Source organism: Streptomyces solitudinis (genome assembly GCF_036323765.1).
Classification (GTDB): Bacteria; Actinomycetota; Actinomycetes; order Streptomycetales; family Streptomycetaceae; genus Streptomyces.
On sequence record NZ_JAZDCW010000014.1, the window covers coordinates 14,253 to 27,457 of the forward strand.

11 protein-coding genes are annotated in these 13,205 nt (G+C 73.3%); 3 read left to right on the top strand and 8 right to left on the bottom strand.

Translation table 11 applies throughout. The features are described from left to right. From pstB to pstS, 4 genes are all read right to left on the bottom strand, one after another. Positions 1-777, bottom strand: coding sequence for a phosphate ABC transporter ATP-binding protein PstB (pstB, locus tag V1J52_RS24965; RefSeq protein ID WP_330142225.1), 777 nt, complete (start codon positions 775-777; stop codon positions 1-3). 46 nt (positions 778-823) lie between these two features. Next, positions 824-1,900 (bottom strand): phosphate ABC transporter permease PstA, encoded by a 1,077-nt coding sequence (gene pstA, locus V1J52_RS24970; RefSeq protein WP_330142226.1) that lies wholly within the window; start codon positions 1,898-1,900, stop codon positions 824-826. Next, positions 1,897-2,889: a phosphate ABC transporter permease subunit PstC gene (pstC, locus tag V1J52_RS24975; RefSeq protein ID WP_330142227.1), complete on the bottom strand. Its 993-nt coding sequence runs from the start codon at positions 2,887-2,889 to the stop codon at positions 1,897-1,899. Before pstC ends, pstA begins: the two co-directional genes overlap by 4 nt. 164 nt (positions 2,890-3,053) lie before the next feature. Then, positions 3,054-4,187: a phosphate ABC transporter substrate-binding protein PstS gene (gene pstS / locus V1J52_RS24980; RefSeq protein WP_330142228.1), complete on the bottom strand. Its 1,134-nt coding sequence runs from the start codon at positions 4,185-4,187 to the stop codon at positions 3,054-3,056. Positions 4,188-4,538: 351 nt separating this feature from the next. Between pstS and V1J52_RS24985 the strand changes: the two genes are divergently transcribed. After that, positions 4,539-5,612: a C40 family peptidase gene (locus V1J52_RS24985; RefSeq protein WP_330142229.1), complete on the top strand. Its 1,074-nt coding sequence runs from the start codon at positions 4,539-4,541 to the stop codon at positions 5,610-5,612. 202 nt (positions 5,613-5,814) lie between these two features. Continuing rightward, the gene (locus V1J52_RS24990; RefSeq protein ID WP_330142230.1) at positions 5,815-7,035 is read left to right on the top strand and encodes a PP2C family protein-serine/threonine phosphatase; all 1,221 of its coding nucleotides are present in this window, start codon (positions 5,815-5,817) and stop codon (positions 7,033-7,035) included. A gap of 39 nt (positions 7,036-7,074) precedes the next feature. Here V1J52_RS24990 and V1J52_RS24995 read toward each other — a convergent pair whose 3' ends face one another. The 3 genes from V1J52_RS24995 to V1J52_RS25005 form a co-directional block, all read right to left on the bottom strand. Further along, positions 7,075-7,419 (bottom strand): DUF2516 family protein, encoded by a 345-nt coding sequence (locus tag V1J52_RS24995; RefSeq protein WP_330142270.1) that lies wholly within the window; start codon positions 7,417-7,419, stop codon positions 7,075-7,077. 106 nt (positions 7,420-7,525) lie between these two features. Next, positions 7,526-8,158 (bottom strand): hypothetical protein, encoded by a 633-nt coding sequence (locus V1J52_RS25000; RefSeq protein WP_330142231.1) that lies wholly within the window; start codon positions 8,156-8,158, stop codon positions 7,526-7,528. Between the two features lie 82 nt (positions 8,159-8,240). Next, complete coding sequence (locus tag V1J52_RS25005; RefSeq protein WP_330142232.1) at positions 8,241-8,633, bottom strand: helix-turn-helix domain-containing protein; 393 nt, start codon at positions 8,631-8,633, stop codon at positions 8,241-8,243. A gap of 551 nt (positions 8,634-9,184) precedes the next feature. On the opposite strand from V1J52_RS25005, the gene V1J52_RS25010 reads away from it, so the two are divergent. Next, complete coding sequence (locus V1J52_RS25010) at positions 9,185-11,827, top strand: LuxR C-terminal-related transcriptional regulator (protein ID WP_330142233.1); 2,643 nt, start codon at positions 9,185-9,187, stop codon at positions 11,825-11,827. Here V1J52_RS25010 and V1J52_RS25015 read toward each other — a convergent pair. Then, positions 11,809-12,900, bottom strand: coding sequence for an AfsR/SARP family transcriptional regulator (locus V1J52_RS25015; RefSeq protein ID WP_330142234.1), 1,092 nt, complete (start codon positions 12,898-12,900; stop codon positions 11,809-11,811). The two genes, V1J52_RS25010 and V1J52_RS25015, sit on opposite strands and share 19 nt — an antisense overlap. Between the last annotated feature and the right edge of the window lie 305 nt (positions 12,901-13,205).

Sequence of the window (13,205 nt, forward strand, 5' to 3'; positions counted from 1 at the left end):
TCAGCCGAAGCGGCCGGAGATGTAGTCCTCGGTGGCCTGCACCGAGGGGTTGGAGAAGATGCGCTCGGTGTCGTCGATCTCCACCAGCTTGCCGGGCTGCCCGATCGCGGCCAGGTTGAAGAACGCGGTGCGGTCGGAGACGCGCGCGGCCTGCTGCATGTTGTGGGTGACGATGACGATCGTGAACTGCTCCTTGAGCTGCCCGATCAGGTCCTCGATGGCGATCGTGGAGATCGGGTCGAGCGCCGAGCACGGCTCGTCCATCAGCAGGACCTGCGGCTCGACGGCGATGGCGCGGGCGATGCACAGGCGCTGCTGCTGGCCGCCGGAGAGCCCGGAGCCGGGCTTGTTCAGCCGGTCCTTGACCTCGTTCCACAGGTTGGCGCCGCGCAGGGACTTCTCCACGACGTCGTCCAGCTCGGACTTGCGGTACTTGCCGTTCAGCCGCAGCCCGGCCGCGACGTTGTCGTAGATCGACATCGTCGGGAACGGGTTCGGGCGCTGGAAGACCATGCCGATGGTGCGGCGCACCGCGACCGGGTCGACGCCGGGCCCGTACAGGGACTCGTCGTCCAGCAGGACCTTGCCCTCCACCCGGCCGCCGGGGGTGACCTCGTGCATGCGGTTCAGGGTGCGCAGGAAGGTGGACTTGCCGCAGCCGGACGGGCCGATGAAGGCCGTCACGGAACGGGGCTCTACGGTCATCGAGATGTCCTCGATGGCCTTGTGGCTGCCGTAGTAGGCGGTGAGGCCGCTGACGTCGATGCGCTTGGCCATGGGGATCACTTCTTTTCTGCGTACGGAGATCGCGTCTGCCTGGCCGTCAGTGGCCGGTCTTCGGGGCCTTCCAGCGGGCGATGCCGCGGGCCAACAGGTTGAGGATCATCACGAAGGCGATCAGGACCAGGGCGGCGGCCCAGGCGCGGTCGTAGGCGTACTGGTTGCCCGCCTTGAACTGCTGCCAGATGAAGTACGGCAGCGAGGACTGCGGGTCCTCGAACGGGTTGGTGTTGATCGACTGCGCGCCGAACACCAGCAGCATGACGGGTGCCGTCTCACCGGCGATGCGCGCCACGGCCAGCATGACACCGGTGGTGATACCGCCGATCGCGGTGGGCAGGACCACCTTCAGGATGGTCCGCCACTTGGGCACGCCGAGGGCGAGGGACGCCTCCCGCAGCTCGTTCGGGACGAGCTTGAGCATCTCCTCGGTCGACCGCACGACGATCGGCATCATCAGGATGGCGAGCGCCATGGCGCCGGCCCAGCCCGAGTAGCCGAAGTCCAGCATGATGATCCAGAAACTGAGGACGAACAGACCGGCCACGATGGAGGGGATGCCGGTCATGACGTCCACGAAGAACGTGACGGCCTTGGCGAGCGTCCCGCGCCCGTACTCCACGAGGTAGACGGCGGTGAGCAGGCCGATCGGCGCCGCGATCAGGGTGGCGAGGCCGACCTGCTGCACGGTGCCGACGAGGGCGTGGTAGACGCCGCCGCCGGGCTGGAGGTCCCGCAGGCCGCTCATGGAATGCGTCAGGAAGTAGAGGTCGAACATCTCCGCGCCGCGCGCGACCGTCTCCCACACCAGGGAGGCGAGCGGGACGATGGCGGCGATGAAGCAGACCCACACCAGGCTGGTGGCCAGCCGGTCCTTGGCCTGGCGGACGCCTTCGACGACGGTGGTGAGCGTGAAGGTCAGCGCGACGAACAGCACGGCCGCGATCAGGCCCCACTGGGCGCGGCTGCTGAGGTCGCCCAGCAGGCCGGCGCCGATGCCGAGCGCGGCGGAGAGCAGGGCGATGGCGGCCGGCGCCCAGCGCGGGAGCCGGGCCTGGCGGAGGGTGGAGGGGCGGCCGGAGGCGTCCACCGGGGGCTTGTCCAGGATGGCGTTGCTCATGCGTTGGCCCCCGAGTACTCCTTGCGGCGGGCGATGATCATGCGGGCGCCGCCGTTGACGACCAGCGTGATGAGGAACAGGACCAGGCCGGAGGCGATCAGCGCGTCCCGGCCGGTGTCACCCGCCTCGTTGAAGCCGGCGGCGATGTTCTGGGCGAAGGTGCCGCCGCCGGGGTCGAGCAGGCTCAGCTTGATGAGGAAGCTGGGGGAGAGCACGGTGGCGACGGCCATCGTCTCGCCCAGCGCGCGGCCGAGGCCCAGCATGGAGGCGCTGATGACGCCGGAGCGGCCGAAGGGCAGGACGGACATCCTGATGACCTCCCACCGCGTCGCGCCGAGGGCGAGCGCCGCCTCCTCCTGCATCTTCGGGGCCTGGAGGAAGACCTCGCGGGAGACGTTCGTGACGATCGGCAGGATCATGATCGCCAGCACGATGCCCACGGTGAACAGGGAACGGGCGGCGCCGCCGTCGTAGGAGAAGAGACCGGTCCAGCCGAAGTAGTCGTCCATCCAGGTGTAGAGCCCGGTCAGGTGCGGGACGAGGAAGAGTGCGCCCCACAGGCCGTAGACGATGGACGGCACCGCGGCGAGCAGGTCGATCACGTACGCCAGCGGCTGCGCCAGCTTGCGCGGCGCGTAGTGCGAGACGAACAGGGCGATGCCGACGGCGACGGGTACGGCGATCACCATGGCGATGATGGAGCTGACCACCGTGCCGAAGGCCAGGACGGCGATGCCGAAGACCGGCGGGTCGGCGTTGGCGTTCCAGTCGAAGGTGGTGAGGAAGTTGCCCTCGTTGACGGCGAGGGCGTTGACCGTGCGCCACGTCAGGAAGGCGGCGATGGCGGCCATGATGACGAGCAGGACTATGCCCGAGCCCTTGGAGAGGCCGAGGAATATCTTGTCGCCGCGGTGCGAGGCGGTCGACTTCGTCGCCCTGGGCGGTAGTTGCGCCTGGGGCGGTGGCGCGGTCGTTGAACTCATGTCCATGGGTTACTCCGGTCTGGTGCGGGACGGGCCGTCGTCGCGGTCCGTCCCTGGCGGCGGTGCACCGGAAGTCGGTTCGGCCGGGGTGCTCACGTCACCGTCGCCGGGCGGGCGCGGCGACGCCGGTGCGGCGGCCCCCGTGGCGGGGGCGCCGCACCGGCCTCGGGTCAGGAGAGGGTGTCCACCTTCTCGCGGACCTGCGTGATGACCTCGTCGGGGATCGGGGCGTAGCCGATCTCGGCCAGCTCGTTCTGGCCGGCCTCGCTGGCCGCGTAGCCCAGGAAGGACTTCATGGCCTCCAGCGTCTCGGGCGCGTTGCCCTTGTCGCAGGCGATCTCGTAGGTGACCAGGATGATCGGGTAGGCCCCGGCCTCGGTGGTCGTGTAGTCCAGCTCCATGGCCAGGTCGCCGTCGGTGCCGACGATCTTGCCCGCGGCGATGCCGTTGGAGGAGTTCTCGACGGTGGCCTCGACGGGCTCGCCAGCACCGGTGTCCAGCTTGACGGTGTCGATGTCGTTGCCGGTGGCGTAGGACAGCTCGAAGTAGCCGATGGCGCCGTCGGTCTGGTTGACGTTCGTGGCCACGCCCGCGGAGCCGTTGGCGGACTGGCCGCCCTGCGCGGCCCACGCCTTGGCCGGCTCGTACGTCCAGTCCTCGGGGGCGGCCTCGTTGAGGTAGGTGGTGAAGTTGTCGGTGGTGCCCGACTCGTCCGAGCGGTGGAACGCCTGGATCTTGGTGGCGGGCAGCTCGACGTCGGGGTTCAGCGCCTTGATGGCGTCGTCGTCCCAGGAGGTGATCTTCGAGTCGAAGATCTTCGCGAGGGTGGAGGCGTCCAGGACGAGGTCCTCCACGCCGGAGAGGTTGTAGCCGATCGCCACGGGGCCGCCGACCATCGGCAGGTTGATGGCCTTGCCGCCGTCCTTGCAGACCTTCTGGGAGTCGGCGACCTCGTCCTCCTTGAGGGCCGAGTCGGAGCCCGCGAAGGCCGTCTTGCCCTGGAGGAACTCCTGGATGCCCGCGCCGGAACCGGTCGGGTTGTAGTTGATCTGCGTGTCGGGGCACGCCTCCTGGTACGCCTGCACCCACGCGTCCACGGCGTTCTTCTGCGCGCTGGAGCCGGAGGCCAGGAGGTTGCCCTCGCCGTTGCACTCGATGTCGCCGCCCGCTGCGGACTGGCTCGGGGAGTCACCGCCCGTGGCGGTGTTGTCGTCCGAGCCGCAGGCGGTCAGGACCAGAGCGCTGGTGACTGCGATAGCGCCGACGGTCAGGGCGCGAAGCCGGTTCGTGCGCTGAAGCTTCACTTTGGTTCAGTTCCTTCCTGGGCCCGCCGGTGGGGGAGCGGCGCGCGCTGGGGTGTGTGGCGTTCTCGGTGTTCGACTACCGGTAAGCGGCCCTCACGAGGGTGAGGCGGCGCGCTCCGTACGGCTGAAATTAGGCAGGACAGGTGAAGCGCCCAACGGTCGAGAGTGAACGAACGGTGAACCTCGGTCGTCAGGGCGGTGTCCGTGTTCGTCCCGTATTCGGGCCGTTGCCGATGCGTGACCCTGTTACTTCGCGGTAGCACGTGACACCATCCTCCGTAGCCGGTTCGACGCGGGCGGGGTACCCGCTGGGGGAGGGATGACGCGGTGCTGCGTGAGGGAACCGTTGCCGTGTGTGCGGTCGGAGTGCTGGCGCTCCTGGCGGGGACGGCGCAGGCCGCGCCCGTCGATCCCGGGCCGCCCGGCTCCTCGTCCGGCTCCCCCGCCACTACGAGCCCCGACCTCACGCTCCCGCCCGGCGCGCGGGAGACCGCCCGGCTGGAAGAGGTCCGGCAGCGGATCGAGGCGCTGCACGACCAGGCGGGCTCCGCCACCGACGCCTACAACGCCGCCGCCGAGAAGGTGGAGCGGCAGGAGCGGCGGATGGCCGCCCTGACGGGCCGCCTCGCGAGCAACCGCTCCGAGCTGGACGACCTGAACGACCGCGCCGGGGCCATGGCCAGGGCCCAGTACCGCGGCGGCGGGCTGCCCACCGGGACCCGGCTCGTGCTGGACGACGACCCGGAGTCCTTCCTGTCCTCCCTCAGCCTTCTGCTCAAGGGCCAGCAGGCCACCGCCGGCATCCTCGGCCGCCTCAGCCGCACCCAGGAGGTCCTGGGCGCGGACGCGCGGCGGGCGCACGAGGAGTGGACGAAGCTGGAGGCCGGGCGCGAGAAGCAGGCGGCGGCCCGGGAGAAGGTCGAGGACCGGCTCGCCGCCGCCGAGACGCTGGAGTCGCAGCTGGCGGCCGACGAGCGCGAGCGGCTGCGGGAGCTGGAGGAGCGCGCCGCCCGCGCCCGGCAGACGCGGTGGCTGGGGACGGGCGTCCTGGACGGGGCCGGCGGGGCGGCCAGCGAGCGGGGGAAGAAGGCCATCGCCTACGCCACCGCCCAGATCGGCAAGGACTACGAGTGGGGCGCCACCGGGCCGGGCACCTTCGACTGCTCCGGGCTGACGCTGCGCGCCTGGGAGGCCGCCGGCACGCCGATCCCCCGCACCTCGCAGGAGCAGTGGAAGCAGCTCGACCGGGTCGAGGTCAACGACATGCGCCCCGGCGACCTCATCATCTACAAGGACGACGCCAGCCACGTCGGCATGTACCTGGGCGACGGCGAGATGGTGCACGCCCCCCGCACGGGCCGCCAGATCCGGATCGAGGGCGCGGGCGCGCTGCCGATCCTGGGCGTCGTCCGCCCCGACGCGTGACCCGGCCCCCGGCGTGCGCGCGGCGGGCGGACCGGCGGCGTCCCCGGCGCGGCGCGGCGGCGCAGGGCTGTGATCCCTGGCATATACCGCGGTGGGGAAGGACCCGTCCGTTCCGCCCGGGGTGATCGGCGGCTAAGGTCACCTGCGGCATCCCGGCCGGGTGCCGGGACGGCCCTCGGGGGGGAGGGAAGAGGACAGCGTGATGCCCGTATCCGTGGGCGAGGGGGCCGGCACCGAGCTGCCGGCGGGCGCCCTGCCGGCGCAGGCGCAGCCGCTCCGGCAGGTGGAGACCCTGCTCGTCATCGACGCCGACTCCGCGGGCTCGCCGCCGCTGCCCGAACTGACCGGCCCCGGCGGTGCCCGGGTCCGCGTCCGCACCGCGCGCAACCTCACCGAGGCCGAGCGGCTGTTCACCGACGACGTCCACTGCATCCTGCTCGACCTGGCGCAGGCCGACCTCGACCTGCTGCGGCAGGTGCTGCGGCTGGCCCCCGGGCACGCCGTGCTCGTCCTCACCGGCGAGGACGACGCCGAGCGGGCGGCCGAAGCCGTCCGCGTCGGGGCGCAGGACTACCTCTACCGCGACGAACTGGACGCGCGCCTGCTCGGCCGCGCCATCCGCTACGCCGTCGAGCGCAAGCGGGCCGACCTGGCGCAGCGGCAGCTCACCGAGTCCCGGCTGCGGGCCCAGGAGAACGCGCGCCTGGAGCGCGGCCTGCTGCCCACGCCCCTGCTGGCGGGAAGCCCGCTGCGGTTCGCCGCCCGCTACCGCCCCGGCCGCTCCCGCGCCCTGCTCGGCGGCGACTTCTACGACACCGTCCGCACCGCCGACGGCACCGTGCACGCGATGATCGGCGACGTGTGCGGGCACGGCCCCGACGAGGCCGCGCTCGGTGTGGAACTGCGCATCGCCTGGCGCGCGCTCATCTTCGCCGGGCTGTGCGGCGACGAGCTGCTGGCCACGCTCCAGAAGGTGCTGGAGAACGAGCGGTCGAGCGAGGAGATCTTCGCGACCTTGTGCATGGTCGACATCGCGCCCGACGGCCGTCGGGCCGGCGTCTGCCTCGCCGGGCACCCCGCGCCGCTGCTGGCCCGGCCGGGCGCCGCGCCCCGGCTCCTGCCCGAGGACCACGCGGGCCCGGCGCTCGGGCTGCTGCCGCGCGCCCGCTGGGCCCGCACCCGGGTGGAGCTGGGCGGCGCGTGGAGCCTGATGATGTACACGGACGGCCTGATCGAGGGCCGCAGTGGTGACGGCACCCGCGAACGGCTCGGCCAGGACGGCATGGTGCGCCTCGTCGCCGGGGGGCTCGCCTCCGGGCGGGCCGGGGAACAGCTGCTGGACGGCGTCCTCGCCGACGTCCACCGCCTCAACGGCGGCGAACTGGCCGACGACGTCGCCGTCCTCCTGCTGGACCGCGGCTGAACCGGGCCGCCCCGCCGGGTGCGGCGGCGCCCCGCGGGGTCAGCGCCCGCCGTTGTAGGGGCCGTACGGCCCGTCGCTGCTGCTGCCCCGGTACCGGCCGCCGCCGCTGCCCGTCACCCGGATCAGCGCCGGGCGGACGTCGACCATGTACACGATGTCGGCGATCACCGCGATGATCGTCAGCAGCAGGAACCCGCCGCCGACGAACAGGTTGATCGCCGCCCCGATGCCCAGGAGGATCAGCCAGAACTGCTTGGTGTTCTTGTCCGCGGCCCGGTACGCGTCCTCGCGGCGGAGGATCGCGTCGACGAAGCAGAAGACGGAGAAGACCAGCAGCCCCAGGAACAGGAAGTCCATGGCCTCGTTGAAACCGGTCAGAATCACGCTGGTCACCCTCCTGGGGTCGAGCCGTCCCGGCCGCCCACGCTACCCGCACGGGGGGCCGGGCCTGTAGCGCGCCCGGCCCCCCGTCGCCGTGACGGCCGTCCGCTCAGGACTCCTTGCCGGGGTCCGTCTTGCGGGCGGTCGTCGTCTTCTTGGCCGACGCCGTGCGGCTCGTCGCCCCGGTGCGGCGCGCGGCCGGCTTCTTCGGCCCGGCGGCGGCATCCGTCTCCGGCTCCTCGGCGGAGGCGGTCCCGGCAGCGGTCCCGGCGGAGGCGGTCCGCGGGGAGCCGGTCTCCTCGGTGGCGGTCTCCTCGGTGGCGGTCTGCTGCGAGAACCGCGTGGTGCCGTTCCGCGGCTCGGTGGCGGGGACCGGCTCGCGCTCGACCGTCGCCTCGTAGCCGGTGTCCTCGCCGTCCTTCCGGCCGCGCCAGCCCTCCACGGCGTGCCGTCCCTGCTCCGCGAGCGTCTCGTAGCCCTCCTTGGCCTTCACGGCGGCCTCGGCGGCGTAGCCGACACCCTGGAGCGCGAAGTGCTGGGCCTGCTCGCGCAGCTTCTTCACGTCGGAGTCCAGCGTGGCCAGGGCCTCCTGCACGCGGGCCTGCACGAGCTTGGTGTCGGTGGAGCGGAGCTTGGCGATCCGGTCCGGCGCCTCGGCGCGGACCTTCTCGATCACACCGGCCGCGAAGTACAGCGGCGTCGGGTCGGTGAGGGTCTTGCGGAAGTCGGTGTTGCTGGGCATGTGCGTCCCTCCCGGGCGTTTCAAAGGGGTGGTGCTCGGTGGTGCTCGGTGCTGCTCGGCGTGGTGCTCACAGCTGCCGTGCTCAGGGACCGGCGGCGGTGCCGGCGGAGCCGCCGCCGTCACCGCCCAAAGTCCCGTTCTGCGCGCGGAACGACGCGTAGACCTGGAGCAACGCCTGCTTCTGCGGCTCCGTGATCGACGGGTCGGCGAGGACGGCGGCCGGAACGTCGATCTCCTGCCCCACCCGTTCCTCCAGCATGCCCGCGCGTACGTACAGCGTTTCCGCGGAGATCCGCAGCGCCTTGGCGAGCTGCTGCAGGATCTCCGCGCTGGGCTTGCGCAGCCCGCGCTCGATCTGGCTCAGATACGGGTTCGACACCCCGGCGGCGTCGGCGAGCTGCCGCAGCGAGAGCTGCGCGTTGCTCCGCTGCTCCCGCAGGAAGTCGCCGATGCCGCCCGGATGCAGTGAACCCATGCGCTCCACCGTGCCTCACCGTGCTAGCAATTGCAAGCACCCCGCTTGCAGCCGTGTCTCCCCGGCGCGGTGCGTCGCGGTACCACCGCGGGGACGGCGGGGCGGCGTGGGCCCCGCGTCGCGCCCGGGCCTGGGCCCGGCGACGCGTCCCGGGGAAACGCCCGTGCCGGTTTCACCCTCACCGGGTGCGGAGACGGGGACGGGCCGCCGGGCGGCCGCCGTGCTCGGTGTTCCCATTCCGGCCCGGCGGTCGTTCCGCCGGCGTCTCCCGGGATAACGGGTGGTGGATTGCGCGGGAGCGCCGGGTGTTTCCGGCGGCATGACGGGTTCACGTTACGTTCGACATATTCGAACGTGTGCGCCGGACGGACCGCGCCGGGGCCCGCGCTCCGGTCGCCGCTGCGGTGAGCTGGGCTGACGCCGCGGAGGGCGGCCCCCGCCGCCGGGTGAGCGGTAAACGGTGACCTGTGTCTTTCACGGCAGGCGTCAGCGGATCGGCCGATTACCGTGGGCTGGGCACTCCAATCAGCGGAATGTGCATGATGATGACCATGCGGGAAATGAACGGCGACTGGCAGCTGGTCGGACGTGCGCCGGAACTCAGCCTGATCGAGTCCGCCGTTCAGCGGGGCAAGGGCGCCCTTATCACCGGCTCCTTCGGGATGGGCATGACCCAGCTGCTCACCGAGGCCATGCGCCGGGCATCGGCACAGGGGCACACCGTGTGGTCGGTCGGCAGCGTGGGCGGTCACGGCGCCGCCGCGGCCGAGCGGTTCGACACCGTCAGCGAGTGCGCGGCACGGCTGCGCCGGACCCGGCGCACCGAGGCCTCCCGGCCGCCCCTGCTCGCCGTGGACGACGCGCACACCCTCGACGCGGCGGCCGCCGCGCAGCTCCACGCCCTGGCGGCCACGGGCCGGGTCCGGGTGCTCGGCGCCGTCACCCGGGAGGTCCGGCCGCCCCTGGGCGTCGACCAGCTGTGGCTGGAGCACCTCGTGGAGCGCGTCCGCCTCGGCCCGTTCGACCGGGCGGCGTTCTCCCGCACCCTGGGCGCCGGGCTGGGCGGGGACTGCGCGGCGCTCACGCTGGAGAATTTGTGGGACCTCACCCAGGGGCATCCGCTGCTGCTGCGGGAGCTGGTCGAGCAGTCCCTCGGCGACGGCTCGCTCCGCCGGGTCGGCGGCGTCTGGCACTGGCCGGGCCTCACCGACGCCCCCGGCGGGCGGCTGGCCGAGGTGGTCCTGCTCCGACTGGGGGAGATGACGGCCGAGGAGTACGAGCTGGCCCGCATGCTGGCCGTCGTCCCGTCGCTGGAGTCGGAGCTGGTGGTGCGGTCCGGCCTGAGCACGGCTGCCGAGTCGCTGCTGCTGCGCCAGGTGGTCACGGAGGAACGCTTCGGGCAGCGCGTGCGGCTGCGGCTGGCCGAGCCGCTCAGCGGCCGGGTGCTCGCTTCCCGGATGTCCGCCTTCACCGGCCGCCGGCTGCGCACGCTCGTCGCCGAGGCGCTGGTGGAAACCGGTGCCCGAAGACGGGACGACCTGCTGCGGATCACCACCCTGCGGCTGGACGCGGGGCTGGTCCCGGACACGGGCCAGGTGCTGGACGCGGCCCGCGTCGCAGTCCGGCACGAGAACCACCGGGACGCCGAGCGCCTGTGCCGCGTCGCCCTCTTCCGGACGGAGCCCGGCACGGCCGGGGAGGCGGACGCGCGGCTGCTGCTGGCCCAGGCGCTGTCGGGCCTGACGCGGTACGAGGAGGCCGAGCGGGAGTTCGCCGCGGTCGCCGACCTCCCCGCCCCGCCGGGCGAGGGGCTCCTGGACCTGTGGAGGACCCGCGTGGACAACCTCGCCTGGGGGCTGGGGCGGGTGGCCGACGCGGTCGCGCTCGTGGACCAGGCCGGGCGGTGCGTCGGTGACGCGGGGGCCCGGCTGCTCGACGGCAGCCGCGCCGCCCTCGCCGTCCTGACCGACCGGCTTCCCGAGGCCACCGCCGTCGCCGAGCGGACCCTGTCGTCGGTGCCGCCCGGCTCCCCGGCGCTGTGGTTCCTGCTGCCCGTGGCGGCCTTCGCCCGGCTGGAGCAGGGCGACCCCGAGGGGGCGCTGCGCATGCTGCACGCGCACCGGGGCCGGCTGGCGGACTGGGGGGACGCCGAACGGGGCCAGCAGGAGGCGGTGGTCATCGAGTGCCTGTACCAGAGTGGCGACTGGGACGGCGCGATGGCGGTGCTGAAGGAGCTGGAACGCTCCTCCGATCCCGGTGACCGGGCGCGGCAGCTGCGGCTGTCCGTGCTCAGGGCGCGGCTCAGCCGCGAGCGTGGACAGCTCACCGAGGCGGTGACCCTGCTGCGGCAGAGCGCCGCGATCCGCAGCCGCCGCGACTGGCTGGACGCCCAGTCGTGGACCACCGCGTGGCTGGCGGGCGCACTGGCCGAGTCCGGCCACCGCAACGAGGCGCTCTGCGTGCTCCTGGAGGCCGAGCGGGCGCCGGAGGGCTCGGCGCGCTACCCGGTCGTCGAGGACGGCATCGCCCACGAGCGGGCGGTGGTGCTCGCCCACACCGGTGACTTCCCCGCGGCGGCCGCCGCGGCCCTGGAGGTGGCCGAGCGCGCGGCAGGCGCGGGCCGGGTGCTCGCCGCCGTCGCGGCCCTGCACGTGGCGGCCCGGGTGTCGGACCCCGCGCCGCTGGCCGAACGGACGCGCCGGCTCGCCGGCCAGAGCACCTCCGGGCTGGCCCGCCTCCAGGCCGACCACGTCACCGCGCTCGCCCAGTCCGACGGCGACGCGCTGGCCGCGGTGGCGCAGCGGTTCCGGGCCATGGGCGCCCGGCCGCTGGCCGCGGAGGCCCTGGCGCAGGCGGCCCGTGCCCACCAGGCGGCGGGCCGCTTCCGCAAGGGGCAGGCGGCGTGGGCGGCCTGCCAGGAGCTGCTGGCCGCCATCGACGCCCCGCTGCCGCCCTGGGCGGCCGGGGAGCACCCGGACGACAGCCTGCGGGCCACGCTGACCAGACGCGAGCGGGAGGTCGCGGCCCTCGTCGCCTCGGGGTTGTCGAACCGGGAGATCGCAGCCCGGCTGGTGCTCTCCGTCCGCACGGTGGAGAACCACCTGCACCGCGTCTACAACAAGCTCGGCATCTCGGCGCGCAAGGAGATCGCGGGCGCGCTGACGGAGCGGCACGGTCAGCGGATCGTCGCCTGAGTCCCTTCCCCGCGCCGTCCGCCCGCGTTCACCGGCCGCAGCCCCTTGGAGAAGGCGCCCGGCCGTGCCGTCAGCACGCGGGTGAGCAGCTTCTCGCTGGTGTCGTTCAGTTCGCCCTGGGCGGCGGGGACGGGCTCGTAGGGGGACGCGGGCGTGGGCGCCTGGGCGGCCACCAGCGCGGTGAGGTGTTCCAGCACCCGGCGCAGCTCCTGCTGTTCGGTGGTCAGCCGTTCGATCTCCCGCCGCATCCGGTGGAACTCGCCGGCCTCCACCAGGGTGGCCGTGCGGGGTGCGCGCTCGTCCGGACCGCCGGCCGGGGGGCGGGCCACGTCCCGGCTCACGGCCTCCCGCCGCACCACGGCGGACACCGTCGGCCGCGGGCCGGGGCCCGCTGCCGCCTCCGCGGGGTGTCCGGCCCGCTTCTCCGGACGGGGCCCGCCGGCGTGCTGCCGGGCCTGCGCCAGCTGCTGGCGCAGGCGCGGCCGGCCGGGATGTGACGCGGCCAGCTCCGCCAGCCGGGCGATCACCTGTCTGTGGCGCCCGAGCCGCAGCGAGGCGTCGAAGAGGTCCTCCAGGGCGCACAGACGCTCCTCCTCCAGCCGGGCCGTGGCCTCGGCGTACAGGGGGCCGAACGAGGCGTCGGACGGTACCGGGTTCCGCCACAGCCCCAGGGCCCGCTGGAGGAAGAGGCAGGCGGCGCCGGGGTCGGCGTCCGCGCACGCGCGGGCGCGGGCGACGAGGAGCCGGAACCGCACGCAGTCCAGCTCGTCCGGCCGCACCCGGAGCAGGTAGCCGGGTCCGCGGGCGATCAGCCGGGGGCCCTCGGCGCGGGCGGGTTCGTTCTCGATCAGCAACTGGCGCAGGCGCGACACGTGGGCCTGGAGGGCGTTGACCGCCTTCTCGGGCGGGCGCTCGCCCCACACTTCCCCGATCAGCGCTTCCGTGGGCACGGGCGTGGACGGACGTGTCAGCAGCGCGCCCAGCAACAGGCGCTGCTTGGGGCTCTTGAGCTGGACGGGCCGCTGCCGCGTCTCGTCGAAGACCTCAGGCGAGCCCAGTACCCGGAACTGCATGTCACCTTCTCCCGTTGGCGCGGTCCCCCGCCGCGCCCCTGTGACGGAGCAAAGCAGAAGGGCCCGGGGCGGGGCATGAGTGCGCGGCACTCAATCCGGCCCCGCCGCCGCGGCTCGGCCGGGCGCCGGTGAAACCGGTCCGGGCGGCTGCTACCGGCGGTCCGTGAGTGATGACCACTCAGAGACCCCCCGCAGACCGCCCGATTGCGCTGACAGACGAGGACAACCCTGACACCGCGTGCCGGGAGACGTCCCGGCGACTGAGATCAGTGCAGGTCAAAGCCGTCGCGCCGGGGAGACGTCCC